Genomic DNA, 19,834 nt, shown 5'->3' on the forward strand with positions numbered 1-19,834 from the left:
CATTCTTTCCCCCGGGTGGCTTGGGGTTGTCGCTGCCCGTGTCTTTTCCCTTCGCTCTCATCCTGCGTTCCCCCCGTTCCTCTTTCCCCCCTCCCCCGCCGCCCGCGCGGGCGGGTCCGGCAGCAAGCACAGGATCAGGCTGGCGGCGGCCGGAAACACGGCGAGGTAGAAGAACAGGTGCAGCAGGTTGGCGCGTCCGCTCAGCAAGCCGATCAGCGCCGGCCCGGCGAACAGCGCGGTCCTGGCCGACGCTTGCATCACGCCAAGCAGGGTCGACAGGCGCGAGGCGGACACTTGTTCCGCCAGGAAGGCGTTGGAGGCGGAGAAGGTGCCGCCCAACAAGCCCTGCAAGGTCAGGCCCAGCGCGAACTCAAGCGGCGTCCTGGCCAGGCCGGTGAGGATAAAGCTCAGGCACAGGCCGGCGTGGGCGCGGATCAGCGAGGCGCGCCGGCCGATGCGGTCGCCCAGCCGGCCCCACAAGGGGTTGGCGACGGCTGCGGCCAGCGTCGGCAGGGTAAAGTACCAGCCCGCCAGCGCCAGCGACTGCGAGGAGAAATTCGCTTGCAGGATGTAGGCGTAGAACGGCGGCATGCACAGCGCGGCGAAGGCGGCGCCGAAGTGCCCCGCCACCGTCACCACGACCGGCCGGGTCAGCAAGCTCATTGCGCCGCGCAGAGTGGATTGGCGACGCTCCGATAGCGCGCCGCGCTCCAGCCCAGCAGGCGCCGCGCCGCCAGGCATTCCATCTGCAGCGTCGGCCCCAGCAGGTCGAAGCGCCGGTGCCGCGGCGCCATCGCCGGCTGTGCCGCCTGGTAGTGCGCGACGGTGCGCGCGGCCTGGCGCCAGAACTGCGCCTCGGCATAGCCGTGGTACCGGTCGAGGCGGTACGCCAGCTCGCCCAGGTTGATGAAGAACAGCACTTCCAGCAGGTAGTCGCGCGCTTCGATGCGGTCGAAGGCGAAGCCGGCGCTGGCGTTGAGGGCGTTGCGATAGGCCGGCGCGCCGCGCAGGCCGGCCAGCATCGCCTCGTCGGTGCAATCGCCCGGCAGGTAGTGCAAGCCGCCCGGCAGGTCGCGCACGGCGATGCGGCAGGGCAGGCCGTCGCGCAGGATCAGCAGGGTGTTTTGCGCGTGGCCTTCAAGCAGCACGCCGTGCGCCATCATCAGGTGCAGGAAGGGCGGCGCCACCGCTTCGAGCAGGGCGTCGACCCAGCGCTCGGCGCCGTGTTGCGCCAGCCACGGCGCGATGCGCAGCGCGCCGTCGTCGGCCAGGTCGCACAGGCCGGTCATCGGAAAGATCTGTTCGCCGGGGGCCAGCAGCGCTTCCGGCGCGGTGCGCCAGATCGCCCCCAGCAGGCCGTAGGCGCCGGGCCGCGCCTGGGCGGGGGCGAGCGTGATGCCGATCGGCTCGGACAGGATCGCCAGGCGGGCGCCATCGGCGAAAAACGGGTCCTTGCGGCAGATGCCGTCGAGCCAGCGGGAAATGATGGGCGCGTTGTGCACGTGGTGGTCCGACAGGATGCGGTCGGCCGAGCTGTTGGCGATGCCCAGCGGCAGTTTGATGTTGTGGCGCAGTTCGCCGTCGAGCGAACTGAGCGAGCGGATCGACTGCTGCGCCAGCCACGCGCCGTTGCCGTCGCCGAGGAACAGCAGGCGGCCGTCGACCAGCCAGTCGGCATAGTGCAGGCGGATGCAGTGCTGCCAGTGCCACGGGTGGGCCGGCATGAGGCGGAAACCCGCCGGCGCGTGGCCCTGCGCCTCGATCCGCCGTTGCAGGCGCGCGTATTCGGCGCGGCCGAGCTGGTCGATGAGGAAATCGGTGTAGTCGAGTCCGGCCAGCGCGTGCACCGCGCACAGGCGCGCGTCGATGGCCAGCCAAGTCAATTGTATCGGCTGGGAAAATTCCGGGCCGTAAGCGAGGTTGTCGTCGACGTCAAAACCCATGCGCGAACGGAAGCAGGGGTGGTACAGGTGGCCGCCGCCCAGTTGCGCTTCCTGCCAGGGGTAGGGCGATTGCAGCGTGACGTCGAGCCGGGCGGTGCCAGCGTAGGCTTGCTTGAGCGCCGTGTTCTGCAGTTCCGCCACGAACCGCTCCAGCGCCTGTGGCGCCGGCTCCAAGTGGCGCACCAGGTCCCTGACCACATTGGAAATGCTCAGGTCGGCGCCGGCGCTGTCGTCGGCGCCGCGCACCGCGCCCACCAGGCGCAGGCGCTGGAAGGCGCTGGCGCCGCCGACGTCGATGGCGTAGTCGCGCGCCAGGCCGTCGTCGGAGCGGCCGCGCAGGCGCAGGGTGGCACCGTCGCGTTCGCCCTGGAGGAAACCCTCGCACCAGAACGCCTCGATGAATTGGCGCAGCGTGCGGTCTTTCGCGGCGGGATAATACGCTAGGAATGAGAGATTGTTCGACACTGGCGGCCCGTCTAGATTGTTTGAAATGGTGCGATGTAAGTCAGGCTGGCAGCTTAGTCGCTACCATAATGAATGTCAATACAAATGATAATGATTCGCATTAAGTTGGTCGGATGGCGGATGGCGGATAGGCATGGCGGACCGGCGGCGCGGGCCGGGGCGCCCGCGCCGGGATCAGGCGGCGCGCGGCGCCGGCACGTTCCACTCGTGGGTGTCGACGAACTTGACCAGGAAGGCAATGAAACTCTCGGCCGCCGGCGACGGCGAGCGCGCCGTCTTGGTGTAGACGAAGAAGCGGCGCGTCAGCGCCGGCTCGTACAACCGGCGCATCTGCAGGCCGTACAATTTGACCATCGGCTCGGCGTAGGGCAGGCAGGCGGTGACGCCGAGCTTGGCGCTGACCATCGCCAGCGCCGTCGTCATGAACGTCACCTCGTTGTAGGGCTTGAGCGAGAGTTCGCGAAACGAGATGTGCATGTCGCGCAGCAGCCGTTCGGTGAACTGGCCCTGCAGCGCGATGAACGGGTAGTCGTTGACGTCGGCCCAGGTGACGCGCTGCTTGCCTTCGAGCGGATGGCCGGTGGGGAACACCAGCACGAAGGGCATCTCGAACAAGACTTGCGCGGCGATCTCGGCGGTGGCGTCGCGCTCCGGGCCGATGCCGAAGTCGACTTCGCCGCTGAAGACCCGGCCCGAGACGTTCTCGACCGGGCAGTCGACCAGCTTCACCTGCACCGCGGGATGGGCCAGCCGGTACGCCGCGATCACCTCCGGCAACAGGGTGCACGACATCATCTGCGGCGCGGCGATGCGCACCGCGCCGGTTTTCAAGGCCTTGCGGTTGGCGATGTCGAGCATGGCGCCGTCGAGGTCCTGGATCATCTTGTCGAACAGCGGGTACAGTTCGCGGCCCAGTTCCGACAACTGGGTCTTGCGGGTGCTGCGCTCGACCACGCGCACGCCCAGCACTTGCTCGAGTTCCTTGATCAGGCCGCTGAGCGCCGACTGGGTCACGTGCAGGTACTCGGCGGCGAGCGTGAAACTGCCGGTTTTGGCGAGGGCGACGAAGGCGCGCATTTGGCGCAGGCTGGGACTCATAAGGTAATCCGATAAATCGATTGAAAAAAATTGTTTGTATGATAGCTGGAACTGGCTTCTAATGGTGCAAACGATGCGGCGAGCCCGCCGCCACGGTGTACGCCCCGGCCGCCGGATACACCACCAGAAAACACAAGGATAACGATGAAACTCGCAACATTAAAAACCGCTAGCCGCGATGGCGCGCTGATCGTGGTCAGCCGCGACCTGACCCGCTACGCGAGCGCGGCCGCCGTCGCGCCCAACCTGCAAACGGCGCTCGACAACTGGGACGCGCTGGCGCCGCAACTGGAGCAGTTGTACGCCGCCCTGAACGCCGGCGCCGCCGCCGACGCCGTGCCGTTCGACGAGCGCCTGTGCCATTCGCCGCTGCCGCGCGCCTACCAGTGGGCCGACGGCTCGGCCTATATCAACCACGTCGAGCTGGTGCGCAAGGCGCGCCACGCCGAGGTGCCGGCCTCGTTCTACACCGACCCGCTGATGTACCAGGGCGGCTCGGACAGCTTCATCGGCCCGCACGACCCGATCTACGCCGAGTCGGAAGAATGGGGCATCGACCTGGAGGCCGAGGTGGCCGTCATCACCGCCGACGTGGCGATGGGCGCCAGCGCGGAGCAGGCGGCGCGGGCGGTCCGCCTGGTGCTGCTGGTAAACGACGTCTCGCTGCGCAACCTGATTCCCAACGAGCTGGCCAAGGGCTTCGGCTTCTTCCAGTCGAAGGCCGCCAGCGCCTTCTCGCCGGTGGCGGTGACGCCGGACGAGCTGGGCGCGCACTGGGCCGACAGCAAGTTGCACCTGCCGCTGACGGTGACATTGAACCAGCGCCCGTTCGGCAAGCCGAACGCCGGCGAGGACATGACCTTCAACTTCGGCCAACTGGTGGCACACGCCGCCAAGACGCGCGAACTGGCCGCCGGCACCATCATCGGCTCCGGCACGGTGTCGAACAAGCAGGGCAACCTGCACGGTTCCAGCATTGAAAACGGCGGCGTCGGCTACTGTTGCCTGGCCGAGGTGCGCATGTACGAAACCATCGAGGAAGGTGCGCCGAGGACCGGCTACCTGAAGTTCGGCGACAGCGTGCGCATTGAAATGTTCGACGCGGCCGGCGCCAGCATCTTCGGCGCCATCGACCAGAGCGTCGCGCCGTACCCGGGCCGCCGCTGACATGAAGCTCTACACCTACTTCCGCAGCTCCGCCGCCTACCGGGTGCGGATCGCGCTGAACCTGAAGGGGCTGCCTTACCAGGCGGTTCCGGTGCACCTGCTGCGCAGCGGCGGCGAGCACCTGCAGGACGGCTACCGCAGCGTCAATCCGGCCGCGCTGATCCCGTCGCTGGACGACGACGGCGCCACGCTGACCCAGTCGCTGGCGATCCTCGAGTACCTCGACGAGACCCATCCGGGCGTGCCGCTGCTGCCGGCCGACGCGCTGGGACGGGCGCGCGTGCGGGCGCTGGCGCTGACGGTGGCCGCCGACACCCATCCGCTGACCAACCTGCGCGTGCTGAAATACCTAAAGCAGACCTTGGGCGTGTCGGAGGAGGCGAAGATGGAATGGTATCGCCACTGGCTGCGCGACGGCCTGGCGACGCTGGAGGCGCTGCTGGCGCGCGACCCGCACACCGGCGCGTTTTGCCACGGCGACGCGCCGACGCTGGCCGACTGCTGCCTGGAGCCGCAAGCGTTCAACGCCGAGCGCTTCGAAGTCGACCTGGCGGCCTACCCGACGGTGGCGCGCATCCACGCGCGCTGCGCCGCGCACCCGGCCTTCGCCGCCGCGCACCCGGCGCGCCAGCCGGACGCCGAGTAGCGTAAGCCGACCTACGAAAATCGCTCGATTCGGCAGCCATAACAACCGTACGCGGCGAATCTGGCCAGCACGAAATCCGGCAGCGCACCGCGCAGGACGTCCCGGCACGGCTCGCCTCCGGCGGCGAATTGCCGTTCCACGGCCTGGCCCTGGTCGTCCAGGCCGTCGCGCCTGGCCCGGTCCAGGAAGGTGCTGTTGACGGGGGTAATCCGATACTCGCTCTGGTTTGGCATGGCGGCGTCTTTCGTGCGGGATGGACGGTGCCATCTTCACGCGTCAGCGCCGCGGGCGCTATCCGCTTCTTGCTGTTACATCCGCTTGGCTAATTCATGCTCGGACATGCGCCGCTCTGGCAAAAGTAATCGCCGCGCAGCCACGACGCGTTGAGGCAAGCGCTGCTCGCCAGGATCGCCACCAGCGTCCATCCGGCGATGGTGTTCAACGGCAATGGCGGGTGCGGCTTGCGCAAGCCGACCAGGAAAATCACCAGGAACAGCACGCCCATTAACAGCGAGAGCGCGCTGAACAACATCCACAGCAAACCGCCGCCGAGCTTGAGTTCATAGCCCAGTTCGGACAGCACCCCGACCGCCATGGCGTTGAAGACAGGCCAAAACAGACCGTACAGGGCGATTCCCAGTATGGGTTCGAGCGGCCGGTTGAGATCCTTGTTCATCACTGAACGCCTTGCTTAGTTGTAAAGATAGAAACAGTATAGCGTAGCCGGGCGTGAGCGGCCGCGCCGCTTACCCCTTGGTGGACGCCGGCGGCTCGCCGATCACGGCGTTTTCCCGCATGGTTTGCAACACCATATAGGAGCGGATGTCGAGCACGCCCGGTATCTTGTAGATCTTCTCCAGCACGAAGTCGGAATAGTGCTTCAGATTGCGGGTGCGCACGCGCAGCAGGTAGTTGGCCTCGCCCGTCACCACGTAGGAGCCGATCACCTCGTCGAGGTGTTGCAGCGCGGCGGCGAATTGCTCGTGCCAGCGGTCGGCGTCGCGGCGCATCGTGATCATCACGAAGGCCTCCACCTCCAGCCCCAGCATGCCGGCGTCGAGCTGCGCCGTGTAGCCGCGGATGATGCCGGACTCCTCCAGCAGGCCGACGCGGCGCAGGCAGGCCGACGGCGACAGGCAGACCGTCTCGGCCAGCTTCAGGTTGCTGATGCGGCCGTCCCGCTGCAGCGCCTTGAGGATTTTTAAATCGATGACGTCGACGTTCATTCGAATTATTCGCTAATTTATCTGGTAATACTCGAATAATATAGCGAATCGGCCCGCAAAAGCGCCCGATTTTGCAGAAAAAAATGCGCCGCCTTCCCCTAAAATACTCCTACCAAATCCAACCAGCCACCCGGCCCCACAGGAGTTTTTCCCATGACGACACAACACGACTGCCTGGCGCTCGACGCCGCCGATCCCCTGGCCGCCCTGCGCGAGCAGTTTGCGCTGCCCGCCGGCGTCACCTACCTCGACGGCAACTCGCTGGGCGCGCGTCCGAAGGCGGCGCTGAAGCGCGCCCAACAGGTGCTGGAGGCGGAGTGGGGCGACGGCTTGATCCGCAGTTGGAACAGCGCCGGCTGGTTCGCGCTGCCGTCGCGCCTGGGCGACAAGCTGGCGCCGCTGGTCGGCGCCGACAAGGACGAGGTCGTGATCACCGACTCGACCTCGGTGAACCTGTTCAAGGCGCTGGCGGCGGCCATCAAGTTGCAGGCGGCCGATCCGGCGCGCGCGCAGCGCCGCACCATCGTCACCGAACGCGACAGTTTTCCGACCGACATCTACATGGCGCAGGGCTTGATCGAGTGGCTGGACCGCGGCTACCGCCTGGAGCTGGTCGACGCGTGGGACCAGTTGCCGGCCGCGCTGCACGACGACGTCGCCGTGCTCATGCTCACGCACGTCAACTACCGCACCGGGCGCATGTTCGACATGGCGTCCGTCACCGCCCTGGCGCACGAGGCCGGCGCCTTGATGATTTGGGACCTGGCCCATTCGGCCGGCGCGGTCGAGGTCGACCTGAACGCGGCCAAGGCCGATTTCGCCGTCGGCTGCACCTATAAATACCTGAACGGCGGGCCCGGCTCGCCGGCCTTCATCTGGGTGCCGCGGCGCCACCAGGGCGACTTCAGCCAGCCGCTGTCGGGCTGGTGGGGGCACCGCCAGCCGTTCGCCATGCAACCGTCGTTCGCGCCGACCGCCGGCGTCCGCCGGGCGCTGTGCGGCACCCAGCCGATCACCTCGCTGGCGCTGGTGGAATGCGGCCTGGACGTCTACGAACAAGTGTCGATGGCGGCGCTGCGCCGCAAGTCGCTGGCGCTGACCGACCTGTTCATCGCCCTCGTCGAGCAGCACTGCGGCGGCCACGGCCTGGAACTGGTGACGCCGCGCGAGCACGCGCAGCGCGGCAGCCACGTCAGCTTCAGCCACCCGCAAGGCTACGCCGTGATGCAGTCGCTGATCGCCCACGGCGTCATCGGCGACTACCGCGAACCGCAGGTGATGCGCTTCGGCTTCACGCCGCTGTACACCAGCTATGGCGAAGTGTGGGGCGCCGTGCAGACGCTGAAACGCATCCTCGACGAGGGCGATTACGAGATCGACGCCGCCCGCGGCGCGGTGACCTGAAACAGAACGAGGAGACCGACATGGAATGCCCATTCAACAAACCGCCGCCGGGCCACTACCACGGCGCCAAGCTCGACTTCAGCGACGCCATGAGCTACGGCGACTACCTGTCGCTCGACACGATCCTGTCGGCGCAGCATCCGAAGTCGCCCGAGCACAATGAAATGCTGTTCATCGTGCAGCACCAGACCAGCGAGCTGTGGATGAAGCTGATGCTGCACGAACTGCACGCGGTGCGCGCGGCGATCCAGAACGACCAGTTGCCGGCGACCTTCAAGATGCTGGCGCGGGTGGCCTGCATCATGAACCAGCTGGTCCACGCCTGGGACGTGCTGGCCACGTTGACGCCGCCGGAATACAGCGCGTTCCGGCCCTACCTGGGCGCCTCGTCGGGCTTCCAGTCGCACCAGTACCGGGAAATCGAATTCCTGCTCGGCAACAAAAACGCGACCCACCTGCAAGTGCACCAGCACAAGCCGGACGCCCTCGCGGCGCTCGACGGCGCCTTGAACGCGCCGTCGATCTACGACGAAGCCGTCATGGTGATGGCGCGCGCCGGCTTGCCGGTCGACGCCGCGCGGCTGCAAGCCGACTGGCGCCAGCCGACCGTCTCGAACGCCTCCGTCAAGGCCGCCTGGACCACGGTGTACCGCAACACCGAGCAGTACTGGTCGCTCTACGAACTGGCCGAGAAACTGGTCGACCTGGAAACCTCGTTCCGCTTCTGGCGCTTCCGCCACGCCACCACGGTGGAGCGGGTGATCGGCTTCAAGGCCGGCACCGGCGGCACCGACGGCGTCGGCTACCTGCGCAAAATGCTCGACGTGGTGCTGTTCCCCGAGCTGTTTGAAGTACGCACCGAGTTGTAACGGCGGGCGGCGCCCCGGTGCCGCCAGCCCCAAGCAAAACCAACGGTGTCGCGCCGTCGGTTTTTTTCGTCGTGCGCGGCCCTATAGCCGCGTTGCAGCAACGCCACACCCGAACCAAGTCGTATAGGCGACCTGAACAATCGACGTTATCATTGCCCTGCACCACCTAACCGACCATTACGAGACGACAATAAAATGAAAAAAACACTGTTAGCACTGGCAGTACTGAGCATTCCGGCGTTCGCGGCGGCGCAATCGAACGTGACGATCTACGGTATCGCCGACATTTCGGTGAACCATTTCAGCGGCCACAACGGCGGCTTGCAGGACAACGGCTCGTCAACCCGCATCGACTCCAGCGCCGGCAACAACCTGGCCGGCAGCCGTCTCGGCTTCAAGGGCAAGGAAGATCTGGGCAACGGCCTGAGCGCCGACTTCAAGCTGGAAATGGGTATGTTGCTCGACACCGGCAAATCGGAGCAGGGCGGTCGCCTGTTCGGCCGCGCCGCCCGCGTCGGCCTGAACGGCGGCTTCGGTTCCGTGCACCTTGGCCGCCAGGACACCCCGGGCTTCGAACTGCTGGGCACCGTGGATCCGATGGGCGTGGGCCTGGCCGGTTCGTCCGCCAACATCCACGCCGGCAACAAGGGCATCTTCCCGATCGGCCGCCTGGGCGGCGCGGTGCAACAAGGCTGGATGAGCCTGGCCGCCTTCCGCGCCGACAACAGCGTGCGTTACGATACCCCGACCATCCAGGGCTTCAGCGGCAGCCTGCTGTACGGCGCCGGTGAAAAGGCATCGGCAAGCGAAGGCCGTCTCGGCATCGCCGCCGCCAACTACAACCAGGGCCCGCTGTTCGTCGGCTATGTCCACATCGACGACAACAGCGCCAACGCGTTCGTGCCGAAGAGCAAGCAAAAGAGCGACGCGCTGGGCGCCACCTACGACTTTGGCGCCGTCAAAGTCCACGGTCTGGTCGCCGCCAAGAAAGCGGTTTCCTCCGGCGTGGTCGACAAGGCCGACTACTTTCTGCTGGGCCTGAGCGCGCCGGTGGGCCAATCCGGCCAAGTGCTGGCCAGCTTCAACCGCTCGAAGGGCAAGAACTCGACCGTCAACAGCGCCGACCAGTTCGGCGTCGGCTACCTGTACTCGATGTCCAAGCGCACCACGTTCTACACGTCGGCGGCGAAGATCAAAAACAAGGGCAAAGCGGCCTTCGGCATCGACGGCTACGACAACCACGACGGCGCCGCGTTCGACTACTCGACGCTGTTCAACGTCGGTATCACGCACGCGTTCTAAAGTGTGGCACTCCCTGAGTGCCGCTTGCTTCACATAAAACCAACGGCGTAGAGCCGGGGTCGGCTCCTTGGGGGCCGACCCCGGACCTGGGCCTTTGGTTTTTCGCTTTTTACGCGGCGCGCCTATGGCCGCCGCTGCGCTACAATTTCTCTTTTCCCCCTTCCCGCCGATGAAAACCGCCACCATTCCCGCCCCGATCCTCGACGCGCTGTCGCTAGCCGACGCCTCCTGGCGCCCGATTCTGTTGCGCGGGCTGGAGGCGCTCGCCGCCGCCGACCCGGCTTATTTGCCGGCGCTGGCCGTCGACGCCTTCCTGCCGACCGAAGGCCGGCTGTTCGCCGCCTTCGCGCTGCCGCTGGGCGCGGTGCGCTATGTGCTGGTGGGGGAGGGGCCGTACCCGCGCGCCGCCAGCGCCACCGGGGTGTGCTTCATGGACGGCGCCGTCGGTAGCCTGTGGTCGGAGGCCGGGCTGTCGAAGCCGGTGAACCGTGCCACCTCGCTGCGCAACTTCATGAAAATGCTGCTGGTGGCCGACGGCCAACTGGCGCTGGCCGATACCTCCGGCGTGGCGCTGGCGCCGGTGGCGGCGAACGCGCGCGGCAACGGCTCGATCCAGACCCTGGCCGAATTGCAGGCCAACCTGACGCGGCGCGGCTTCCTGCTGCTGAACGCGGCGCTGGTGTTCCGCGCCCATGTGCCGCCGGTACAGGACGCCAAGGCTTGGCTGCCGTTCCTGCAAGTGGTGCTGGCGGCGCTGGCCGAACGCGCCGGGCCGCCGGCGCCGACGCTGGTGCTGTGGGGTAAAATCGCCGAGCAACTCAAGCGCCTGCCGGTGACTTCGCTGCTGCCGCGGGTGCAATGCGAGCACCCGTACAACCTGACGTTCATCGGCAACGACGCGATGCTGGCGCTGTTCGGGCCGATGCGCCTGCTGCGCGCCGGGGCGGGACACGTCGGATAAGTGACCGCGTGGTCCGACGCCGAGGCTCCGGGCACGCCACGTCAGGGGTATGCCCCCCCCCAGGGTTACGCTCTTGGTTTGAAAAAAGCTATTCACTAGGCCGCTATGAAGATCAACAACACGCAAGACCTGCTGGCCGCCATCGCCGCCGGCGCCACACCCGACTATCTGTGCTTCTGGGGCCACACGCCAAGCCATGCGCAGACGGTCGACAAGAGTTGCCTGAGCCAATGGTATATGGCCCCCTTCAGCGTCGACGGCGTGCGCTATCCGACCGCCGAGCATTACATGATGGCGCGCAAGGCGGCGCTGTTCGGCGACGCCGCCATCGCCGGCCGCATCATCGCCGCCAAGCTGCCCGCCGAAGTCAAAAAGCTCGGCCGCGAGGTGGCCCATTTCGATTCGGCCCGGTGGGCGCGCGAGCGCGAAGCCGTCGTGTTCGACGGCAACTTGGCGAAGTTTGCGCAAAACCCGCCGCTGCGCAAGTTTTTGTTGTCCAGCGCCAACAGCGTAATCGTCGAAGCCAGCCCGGTCGATCCGATCTGGGGCGTCGGCATGGCCGCCGACGACGCCGCGATCGGCTCGCCCGGCAGTTGGAAGGGTTTGAATTTGCTGGGGTTTGCGCTGATGAACGTACGGGCGGCCCTGCGCGCCAGCCTGTGAGGCAGCGCGATGTGCGTTGGCCGGCTTAGCCGGGACGGCGTAAGCCGACAACGTTAACCGGCGGCGGCGCCGATGCCGAGAGCATCATCCGCCGGCTTTTGGGGGCTCTCCGGCAAACCTGCGCGAGATTTGTTATACTTGACTAAATCGTTCAACTAATCAGGTTGTAGCTGGCCCGTTTTTTGAACAAGCGACATTTTAACCGAGTTGAACCGAGGTGGTATGCGTCTGACTACTAAAGGCCGTTTTGCCGTGACCGCGATGATCGATCTTGCCCTGCGCCAGGGCAAGGGTCCGGTCACGCTGTCCGGCATTAGCCAGCGCCAATCGATCTCCCTGTCGTACCTGGAACAATTGTTCGGCAAGCTGCGCCGCCACGAGATCGTCGAATCGATCCGCGGCCCGGGCGGCGGCTACAGCCTGGCGCGCCGCGCCGACAAGGTGACGGTGGCCGACATCATCATCGCCGTCGACGAGCCGCTCGACGCGACCCAGTGCGGCGGCAAGGAGCATTGCCACGGCGCCGACGCGGCCACCGGCGCGCGTTGCATGACGCACGAGCTGTGGGCCACTTTGAATGAAAAAATGGTCGATTACCTGGATTCTGTGTCGCTGCAGGACCTGGTCGACCAACAGAGACAAAAGAACGCCGATCAAAACGTGATGGTGATGCACCGCAACCACGTTGCGCTGGGTTAAGAGAATATATAGTCTGCTTGATTGCATGGAGTGATTTGATGAATGCCCCTGAAAAAAACGTTGGTCCAGCCCCGGTAGTGCGCTTTGAAACCGCGCCGCATTTTCCGATCTATATGGATTACTCGGCGACGACGCCGATCGATCCGCGCGTCGCCGACAAGATGATTCCCTACCTGCGCGAGCAGTTCGGCAATCCGGCTTCGCGCAGCCACATGTACGGCTGGACCGCCGAAAAAGCGGTGGAAGAGGCGCGCGGCCACGTCGCCGCCCTGGTCAACGCCGATCCGCGCGAGATCATCTGGACCTCCGGCGCGACCGAGAGCAACAACCTGGCGATCAAGGGCGCGGCCCAGTTCTACAAGACCAAGGGCAAGCACATCATCACCGTCAAGACCGAGCACAAGGCCGTGCTGGACACCGTGCGCGAACTGGAACGCGTCGGTTTCGACGCCACCTACCTGGAACCGCAAGACAACGGCCTGATCACCATCGAGCAGCTGACCGCGGCGATTCGCCCGGACACCATCCTGGTGTCCGTGATGCTGGTCAACAATGAAATCGGCGTGATCCAGCCGATCGACGAGATCGGCGCGCTGTGCCGCTCGAAGGGCATCATTTTCCACTGCGACGCCGCCCAGGCGACCGGCAAGCTGGTCATCGACCTGCAAAAGAGCAAGGTCGACCTGATGACCTTCACCGCCCACAAAACCTACGGCCCGAAGGGCGTGGGCGCCTTGTACGTCTGCCGCAAACCGCGCGTGCGCATCGAAGCGCAAATGCACGGCGGCGGCCACGAGCGCGGCCTGCGCTCGGGCACCTTGCCGACCCACCAGATCGTCGGCATGGGCGAGGCCTTCCGCCTGGCCAAGGAAGAGATGGACGGCGAAATCGTCCGCATCAAGGGCTTGCGCGACCGCCTGGCCAAGGGCTTGCGGGAAATCGAGGAAGTCTACGTCAACGGCGACATGGACCAGCGCGTGCCGCACAACCTGAACGTCAGCTTCAACTACGTCGAAGGCGAGTCGCTGATCATGGCGATCAAGGACCTGGCGGTGTCGTCCGGTTCGGCCTGCACCTCGGCCAGCCTGGAGCCGTCGTACGTGTTGCGCGCCCTGGGCCGCAACGACGAACTGGCGCACAGCTCGATCCGCTTCACCATCGGCCGTTTTTCGACCGAGGCCGACATCGACTTCGCCATCGACTTGCTGAAGGCGAAAGTGACCAAATTACGTGAGCTGTCGCCGCTGTGGGACATGTTCAAAGAAGGGATCGACATCAATTCGATCCAATGGGCGGCGCACTAATTGCGTTCACGGGCCGGCGCGTGCGCGGCGGCCCCGGTTTTAATTTAGGAGCATCAAAATGGCATACTCGGAAAAAGTACTCGATCACTACGAAAACCCGCGCAACGTCGGCGCCTTTGACAAGGGCGACGACACCATCGGCACCGGCATGGTCGGCGCGCCCGCCTGCGGCGACGTGATGAAACTGCAGATCAAGGTCGGCGCCGACGGGCTGATCGAAGACGCCAAGTTCAAGACCTACGGCTGCGGTTCGGCCATCGCCTCGAGCTCGCTGGTGACCGAATGGGTCAAGGGCAAGACCCTGGACCAGGCGCTGTCGATCAAGAACACCCAGATCGCCGAAGAACTGGCGCTGCCGCCGGTGAAAATCCACTGCTCGATCCTGGCCGAAGACGCGATCAAGGCGGCGGTACTGGACTACAAGACACGCCACCCTGCGGCGGCTTAAGCATTGGTTTTTAATACCCGCCGCCGGCAACGGCGGCGGGCGCGGAGGAATGAATGGCAATTACACTGACGGAAAAAGCGGCAAAGCACATCAGCCGTTACATCGAGCGCCGCGGCAAGGGCGTCGGCTTGCGTTTTGGCGTGCGCACCACGGGCTGCTCCGGCCTGGCCTACAAGCTTGAGTATGTCGATGAAATCGCCGCCGAGGACAGCGTGTTCGAGTCGCACGGCGTGAAGGTCTTCGTCGACCCGAAAAGCCTGCCGTACATCGACGGCACCGAACTCGACTTCGCGCGCGAGGGCTTGAACGAAGGCTTCAAGTTCCACAACCCGAACGAGAAAGACGCCTGCGGCTGCGGCGAAAGCTTCCGCATCTAGCACGCCAACACCTTAATGCGCCGCGGTCATCTGATTGATCCAGTAGCGAACAGATAGACGTAGCCATGCAAAACCACTTCGAACTATTCCACCTGCCGCAGCGGTTCGCGCTCGACGCCAAGGCCCTCGACGCGGCCTACCGCGACGTCCAGAGCCAGGTCCACCCGGACCGCTTCGTCAACGCGACCGACGCTGAAAAGCGCGTCGCGATGCAGTGGGCGACGCGCGCCAACGAAGCCTACCAGACCCTGAAGAAGCCGCAGAAACGCGCCCAGTACCTGTGCGAGTTGAACGGCGTCGACCTGCAGACGGAGTCGAACACGGCGATGCCGATGGCCTTCCTGATGCAGCAGATGGAATGGCGCGAGGAACTCGGCGATGCGCGCGCCGGCAAGAACGTCGAGGCGCTCGACGCGCTCGACGCGCAGCTTAAGGCCGAGCGCAAGGCGCGCCTGGCGGTGGTTGGCGAACAGCTCGACGCCGGCCACTTCGACGCCGCCGCGCAGGGCGTGCGCGCGCTGATGTTCCTGGAAAAATTCGGCGAGGAAGTGCGCTTCGCGTTCGAGGCGATCGAGGCGTAAGCGTCGCTCCGGGTAGGAAGCGACCGCCGGCGGCCCCCGGCAGGCTGCATCAAGCGTTAACGAATTAACTAATTAGAAGCCACAAGGCATACATCACATGGCACTTCTGCAAATTTCCGAACCGGGCATGTCGACCGCGCCGCACCAGCATCGCCTGGCCGTCGGCATCGACCTTGGCACCACCAATTCGCTGGTCGCCACCGTGCGCAACAGCATCCCCGAGGTGCTGGCCGACGAGGAGGGCCGCACCTTGCTGCCGTCCGTGGTGCGCTACCTGGCCAACGGCCACGCCAACATCGGCCACAAGGCCCAGGCGGCCCAGACCACCGACCCGAAGAACACCATCGTCTCGGTCAAGCGCTTCATGGGGCGCGGCCTGCACGACATCGCCTACGCGGAAAACCTGCCCTACGACTTCCAAGACACGCCCGGCATGGTGCAGCTGAAAACCGTGGCCGGCGTCAAAAGCCCGGTCGAGATTTCGGCGCAAATCCTGGCCACGCTGCGCCAGCGCGCCGAAGACGCCCTCGGCGACGAACTGGTCGGCGCCGTCATCACGGTGCCGGCGTATTTCGACGACGCCCAGCGCCAGGCCACCAAGGACGCGGCCCAGCTGGCCGGCTTGAACGTGCTGCGCCTGCTGAGCGAGCCGACCGCCGCGGCCATCGCCTACGGCCTCGACAACGCCTCCGAAGGCACCTTCGCGGTCTACGACCTGGGCGGCGGCACCTTCGACATCTCGATCCTCAAGCTCAGCAAGGGCGTCTTCGAAGTGCTCTCCACCGGCGGCGATTCGGCGCTGGGCGGCGACGACTTCGACCACCGCCTGTTCTGCTGGATACACGAGCAGGAAAAGCTGGCGCCGCTGTCCGACGAGGACACCGCGATCCTGATGGTCAAAGCGCGCGAGGCCAAGGAGCAGCTGTCGACCAACACCGAAGTGACGGTTGACGCGGTCCTCAACTCCGGCGAGGAAGTGCACCTGCGCGTCAGCGCCGAGACCTTCACCGACATCACCAAGCACCTGGTCGCCAAGACCATGAACGCGATCAAGAAGGCGCTGCGCGACGCCAGCGTCGACGTCGACGACATCGACGGCGTCGTCATGGTCGGCGGCGCCACGCGCATGCCGCACGTGCGGCGCGCCGTCGGCGACTATTTCAAGACCATTCCGCACGCCAACATCGACCCCGACAAGGTGGTCGCGCTGGGCGCGGCGATCCAGGCCAATCTGCTGGCCGGCAACCGCGCCGCCGGCGACGATTGGCTGCTGCTGGACGTGATCCCGCTGTCGCTGGGGATCGAAACCATGGGCGGCCTGGTCGAGAAGATCATCCCGCGCAATTCGACGATACCGTGCGCGCGCGCCCAGGAATTCACCACCTTCAAGGACGGCCAGACCGCCCTGGCCGTGCACGTGCTGCAGGGCGAGCGCGAGCTGGTGTCGGACTGCCGCTCGCTGGCCCGCTTCGAGCTGCGCGGCATCCCGCCGATGGTGGCCGGCGCGGCGCGCATCCGCATCACCTACCAGGTCGACGCCGACGGCCTGCTATCGGTGTCGGCGCGCGAGTTGCGCTCCGGCGTCGAGGCGTCGATCAGCGTCAAGCCGGCCTACGGCCTGGGCGACGACGACGTCGCGCGCATGCTGCAGGACTCGTACAAGTCGGCCGACGTCGACATGGTCGCGCGCGCGCTGCGCGAAGAGCAGGTCGAGGCCGAGCGCATCCTGCTGGCGACCCAGTCCGCGCTGGACGAGGACGGCGCCCTGCTCGACGCCGCCGAGCGCGTGGCGGTCGACGCGCTGATGGACGCCGTGCGCGGCGCGATCGCCGCCTCGCTGGCCGGCACGCTCGACCACACCGGCCTGAAGCTGGCCGTCGAGGCGCTGGCCAACGGTACCGAGGAATTCGCGTCACGCCGCATGGACCGCAGCGTGCGCAGCGCCCTGAAGGGCAAAACGCTGGACCAGGTCGGATAAACGGGCCGACCCGGCTGGTTGTTCGAGCGCCCCAAGAACATTACATGTAGAGGTAACAAGTGCCACAAATCGTATTCCTGCCCCATCCAAAATTGTGCCCTGAAGGCGCCGTGATTGACGCGCCAGCGGGCAAGTCGCTGTGCGACATCATGCTCGAGAACGACATCAACATCGAGCACGCCTGCGAAAAGTCGTGCGCCTGCACCACCTGCCACGTGCTGGTGCGCGAAGGCTTCGCCTCGCTCGGCGAAGCCGGCGAAACGGAAGAGGATTTGCTCGACAAGGCCTGGGGCTTGGAAGCCGTGTCGCGCCTGTCGTGCCAGTCCATCGTCGCCGACGTCGACCTGGTTATCGAAATTCCGAAGTACACCATCAACCAGGTCAGCGAAGGCAGCCACTAATGCACCGGAGCCCGACATGAAATGGAGTGACATCAACGTCATCGCGGAAACGCTGTACGACAAATTCCCGGACATCGATCCGCTGACGATCCGCTTCACCGACCTGCACAACTGGGTGGTGGATCTGGACGGTTTCGACGACGACCACAGCCGCGGCGGCGAAAAAGTGCTGGAAGCGATACAGGCGGCGTGGATCGATGAAGCGCGCTAAGCCGGTGGCGGACGCCGCCACGAACCTCGCCGCGATGCCCGAGATTAAACCGGGCCAGTCGATCGCCCTGCTGCAAGAGCTGCACATCCTGACCCGCGAGGGCAAGATGAACCAGGACAGCCGGCGCAAGTTGAAGCAGGTTTACCACCTGTACCAGTTCATCGAGCCGCTGCTCAAGGAAATCCAGCAGGACCACCCGGCGATCTCGCTGGTGGACCACGGCGCCGGCAAGTCCTATCTGGGCTTCATCCTGTACGACCTGTTCTTCAAGACGCTGAACGACGGCTCGCGCATCTACGGTATCGAAACGCGCGAAGAGCTGGTGCAAAAGTCGCAGGAACTGGCGAAAAAGCTGGACTTCCCCGGCATGTCGTTCCTCAACCTGTCGGTGGCAGAGTCGACCGAATCGGACCTGCTGCCGCGGCAAATCGACGTCGTCACCGCTCTGCACGCCTGCAACACGGCGACCGACGACGCCATCCAGTTCGCCCTCAAAAAGCGCGCCAAATTCATGGTGCTGGTGCCGTGCTGCCAGGCCGAAGTGGCGTCCGTGCTGAAGAAGAACAAGGGTAAAACGTTGGGCAAGAACGCGCTGACCGAACTGTGGCGCCATCCGCTGCACACGCGCGAATTCGGCAGCCAGATCACCAACGTGCTGCGTTGCCTGCAACTGGAAGCGCACGGCTACCAGGTCAGCGTGACCGAACTGGTCGGTTGGGAACACTCGATGAAAAACGAGTTGATCGTCGCCAGCTACAAAAACCTGCCGCGCCAGCGCCCGACCGAGCGCCTGCAAGAGGTGCTTGAAACGCTGGGCCTGGAAGAAATGGGCCACCGCTTCTTCGCCGAGAAAGTGGCCGAGGCGCAAGCCGCGCAGTCAGCCGGACGGCCGCAATAACGTCACGCTGGCCTACCCCGTAGGTCGGATTAGCGAAGCCTAATCCGACGTTCGTTGGCGCCTCGTCTTGCGCTACACTACAAGCCGCCGCCCGCCGGCTATCCGCAATCCCGAAAAACGCAAAAACGAGGCGAACCATGAGTGGCATGACCGAGCAATGGCTGGATCTGCGCAGCGACACCGTCACCCGCCCCGGCGCGGCAATGCGCGAAGCGATGCGGGCCGCGCCGGTGGGCGACGACGTCTACGGCGACGACCCCAGCGTCAACCGCCTGCAAGACTACGCGGCCGAGCTGTTCGGCTTCGAAGCCGCGCTGTTCGCCCCGTCCGGCACCCAAAGCAACCTGATCGGCCTGCTGGTCCACTGCGGCCGCGGCGACGAATACCTGGTTGGCCAGGAAGCGCACACCTTCCGCTACGAGGCCGGCGGCGCCGCCGTGCTGGGCAGCATCCAGCCGCAGCCTATCCTCAACCAAGCCGACGGCAGCATCGCGCTGGCCGACATCGCCGCGCAAATCAAACCGGACGACTTTCACTTCGCCCGCAGTAAACTGCTGGCCTTGGAAAACACCATCGGCGGGCGCGTTCTGGGCGCCGATTACCTGGCGCAGGCCACCGCGCTGGCGCACAGCCGTGGCCTGGCCACGCACCTGGACGGCGCGCGCATCTGCAACGCCGCCGTGAAGCAGGGCGTCAGCCTGCGCGCCGCCGTGGCCGGCTTCGACAGCGTCTCCGTTTGCCTGTCGAAAGGGCTGGGCGCGCCGGTCGGCTCGCTGCTGTGCGGCGGCAAACCCTTCATCGCCCAAGCCAAACGCTGGCGCAAGATGCTCGGCGGCGGCATGCGCCAGGCTGGCGGGCTGGCCGCTGCCGGCCACTACGCGCTGGAACACAACGTCGCGCGCTTGGCGGACGACCACGCCAACGCCGCCTTCCTGGCGCGGGAGTTGGGGCAGATCCATGGCATCAGCGTCAGCGCGCCGCAAACCAATATCCTCTACGTCGACATGCCGGCGGCCGCCTGCGCCGGGCTGAACGCCGCGCTGCAGGCCGAGCGCATTCGCGTGTCGATGGGGCCGCACTTGCGTCTGGTCACGCACCTGGACGCGTCGCGCGCCGATCTGCAGCGGCTGGTCGACGTTGTCGCCGACTACTTCAAGATGCCGCAAGCCTAAGCAAAAGCGGCGGGAAAAGAG

General features: G+C 65.7%; 23 protein-coding genes. 17 read left to right on the forward strand and 6 right to left on the reverse strand.

Annotated elements, in window-relative coordinates:
* Window positions 1-57: 57 nt before the first annotated feature.
* The 3 genes from ACFDR9_RS03635 to ACFDR9_RS03645 form a co-directional block, all read right to left on the reverse strand.
* Window positions 58-663: an MFS transporter gene (locus ACFDR9_RS03635; RefSeq protein WP_409030106.1), complete on the reverse strand. Its 606-nt coding sequence runs from the start codon at window positions 661-663 to the stop codon at window positions 58-60.
* Window positions 660-2,408 carry an IucA/IucC family protein gene (locus ACFDR9_RS03640; RefSeq protein WP_409030107.1) on the reverse strand — a complete coding sequence of 583 codons (1,749 nt, stop codon included), beginning with the start codon at window positions 2,406-2,408 and terminating at the stop codon, window positions 660-662. The genes ACFDR9_RS03635 and ACFDR9_RS03640 overlap by 4 nt, the downstream gene beginning before the upstream one ends.
* Window positions 2,409-2,582: 174 nt before the next feature.
* Window positions 2,583-3,506, reverse strand: coding sequence for a LysR family transcriptional regulator (locus tag ACFDR9_RS03645; protein ID WP_017874688.1), 924 nt, complete (start codon window positions 3,504-3,506; stop codon window positions 2,583-2,585).
* Between the two features lie 144 nt (window positions 3,507-3,650).
* Here ACFDR9_RS03645 and ACFDR9_RS03650 point away from each other — a divergent pair, with 144 nt between their 5' ends.
* Both ACFDR9_RS03650 and maiA read left to right on the forward strand, forming a co-directional pair.
* The gene (locus tag ACFDR9_RS03650; RefSeq protein ID WP_026132398.1) at window positions 3,651-4,673 is read left to right on the forward strand and encodes a fumarylacetoacetate hydrolase family protein; all 1,023 of its coding nucleotides are present in this window, start codon (window positions 3,651-3,653) and stop codon (window positions 4,671-4,673) included.
* Between the two features lies 1 nt (window position 4,674).
* Window positions 4,675-5,319 (forward strand): maleylacetoacetate isomerase, encoded by a 645-nt coding sequence (gene maiA / locus ACFDR9_RS03655; protein WP_409030108.1) that lies wholly within the window; start codon window positions 4,675-4,677, stop codon window positions 5,317-5,319.
* An 11-nt stretch (window positions 5,320-5,330) separates the two neighbouring features.
* Here maiA and ACFDR9_RS03660 read toward each other — a convergent pair whose 3' ends face one another.
* From ACFDR9_RS03660 to ACFDR9_RS03670, 3 genes are all read right to left on the reverse strand, one after another.
* On the reverse strand, window positions 5,331-5,552 hold the full coding sequence (locus tag ACFDR9_RS03660; RefSeq protein WP_409030109.1) for a hypothetical protein: 222 nt from the start codon (window positions 5,550-5,552) through the stop codon (window positions 5,331-5,333).
* 89 nt (window positions 5,553-5,641) lie between these two features.
* Window positions 5,642-5,995, reverse strand: coding sequence for a hypothetical protein (locus ACFDR9_RS03665; protein WP_409030110.1), 354 nt, complete (start codon window positions 5,993-5,995; stop codon window positions 5,642-5,644).
* A gap of 70 nt (window positions 5,996-6,065) precedes the next feature.
* Entirely contained in the window at window positions 6,066-6,545 is a 480-nt protein-coding gene (locus tag ACFDR9_RS03670) for an Lrp/AsnC family transcriptional regulator (RefSeq protein ID WP_017874693.1), read from the reverse strand.
* Window positions 6,546-6,698: 153 nt separating this feature from the next.
* Between ACFDR9_RS03670 and kynU the strand changes: the two genes are divergently transcribed.
* From kynU to ltaE, 15 genes are all read left to right on the forward strand, one after another.
* The gene (gene kynU / locus ACFDR9_RS03675) at window positions 6,699-7,949 is read left to right on the forward strand and encodes a kynureninase (protein ID WP_409030111.1); all 1,251 of its coding nucleotides are present in this window, start codon (window positions 6,699-6,701) and stop codon (window positions 7,947-7,949) included.
* A gap of 20 nt (window positions 7,950-7,969) precedes the next feature.
* The gene (gene kynA, locus ACFDR9_RS03680) at window positions 7,970-8,818 is read left to right on the forward strand and encodes a tryptophan 2,3-dioxygenase (RefSeq protein WP_409030112.1); all 849 of its coding nucleotides are present in this window, start codon (window positions 7,970-7,972) and stop codon (window positions 8,816-8,818) included.
* A 195-nt stretch (window positions 8,819-9,013) separates the two neighbouring features.
* Entirely contained in the window at window positions 9,014-10,120 is a 1,107-nt protein-coding gene (locus ACFDR9_RS03685) for a porin (RefSeq protein ID WP_409030113.1), read from the forward strand.
* Between the two features lie 169 nt (window positions 10,121-10,289).
* The gene (locus tag ACFDR9_RS03690; protein WP_409030155.1) at window positions 10,290-11,081 is read left to right on the forward strand and encodes a uracil-DNA glycosylase; all 792 of its coding nucleotides are present in this window, start codon (window positions 10,290-10,292) and stop codon (window positions 11,079-11,081) included.
* A 105-nt stretch (window positions 11,082-11,186) separates the two neighbouring features.
* Window positions 11,187-11,744, forward strand: a complete 558-nt coding sequence (locus tag ACFDR9_RS03695) for an NADAR family protein (protein ID WP_409030114.1) — start codon at window positions 11,187-11,189, stop codon at window positions 11,742-11,744.
* Window positions 11,745-11,966: 222 nt separating this feature from the next.
* Window positions 11,967-12,443 (forward strand): Fe-S cluster assembly transcriptional regulator IscR, encoded by a 477-nt coding sequence (gene iscR, locus ACFDR9_RS03700; protein ID WP_026132400.1) that lies wholly within the window; start codon window positions 11,967-11,969, stop codon window positions 12,441-12,443.
* Window positions 12,444-12,481: 38 nt separating this feature from the next.
* Window positions 12,482-13,747 (forward strand): IscS subfamily cysteine desulfurase, encoded by a 1,266-nt coding sequence (locus ACFDR9_RS03705; RefSeq protein ID WP_409030115.1) that lies wholly within the window; start codon window positions 12,482-12,484, stop codon window positions 13,745-13,747.
* Between the two features lie 58 nt (window positions 13,748-13,805).
* Window positions 13,806-14,195, forward strand: a complete 390-nt coding sequence (iscU, locus tag ACFDR9_RS03710) for a Fe-S cluster assembly scaffold IscU (protein WP_017874701.1) — start codon at window positions 13,806-13,808, stop codon at window positions 14,193-14,195.
* 53 nt (window positions 14,196-14,248) lie between these two features.
* A complete protein-coding gene (gene iscA / locus ACFDR9_RS03715; protein ID WP_017874702.1) occupies window positions 14,249-14,572 on the forward strand; it encodes an iron-sulfur cluster assembly protein IscA in 324 nt (107 codons plus the stop codon).
* Between the two features lie 65 nt (window positions 14,573-14,637).
* Window positions 14,638-15,153 carry a Fe-S protein assembly co-chaperone HscB gene (hscB, locus tag ACFDR9_RS03720; protein ID WP_409030116.1) on the forward strand — a complete coding sequence of 172 codons (516 nt, stop codon included), beginning with the start codon at window positions 14,638-14,640 and terminating at the stop codon, window positions 15,151-15,153.
* A gap of 97 nt (window positions 15,154-15,250) precedes the next feature.
* Window positions 15,251-17,131, forward strand: coding sequence for a Fe-S protein assembly chaperone HscA (gene hscA / locus ACFDR9_RS03725; protein WP_409030117.1), 1,881 nt, complete (start codon window positions 15,251-15,253; stop codon window positions 17,129-17,131).
* Window positions 17,132-17,190: 59 nt separating this feature from the next.
* Window positions 17,191-17,532 (forward strand): ISC system 2Fe-2S type ferredoxin, encoded by a 342-nt coding sequence (fdx, locus tag ACFDR9_RS03730; RefSeq protein WP_409030118.1) that lies wholly within the window; start codon window positions 17,191-17,193, stop codon window positions 17,530-17,532.
* 16 nt (window positions 17,533-17,548) lie between these two features.
* Window positions 17,549-17,743 (forward strand): Fe-S cluster assembly protein IscX, encoded by a 195-nt coding sequence (iscX, locus tag ACFDR9_RS03735; RefSeq protein WP_409030119.1) that lies wholly within the window; start codon window positions 17,549-17,551, stop codon window positions 17,741-17,743.
* Window positions 17,730-18,641, forward strand: coding sequence for a class I SAM-dependent methyltransferase (locus ACFDR9_RS03740; RefSeq protein ID WP_409030120.1), 912 nt, complete (start codon window positions 17,730-17,732; stop codon window positions 18,639-18,641). The genes iscX and ACFDR9_RS03740 overlap by 14 nt, the downstream gene beginning before the upstream one ends.
* A gap of 137 nt (window positions 18,642-18,778) precedes the next feature.
* Window positions 18,779-19,813, forward strand: a complete 1,035-nt coding sequence (gene ltaE, locus ACFDR9_RS03745) for a low-specificity L-threonine aldolase (protein ID WP_409030121.1) — start codon at window positions 18,779-18,781, stop codon at window positions 19,811-19,813.
* Window positions 19,814-19,834 lie beyond the last annotated feature (21 nt).

This window comes from Janthinobacterium sp. CG_23.3 (assembly GCF_046115965.1).
Classification (GTDB): Bacteria; Pseudomonadota; Gammaproteobacteria; order Burkholderiales; family Burkholderiaceae_D; genus Janthinobacterium.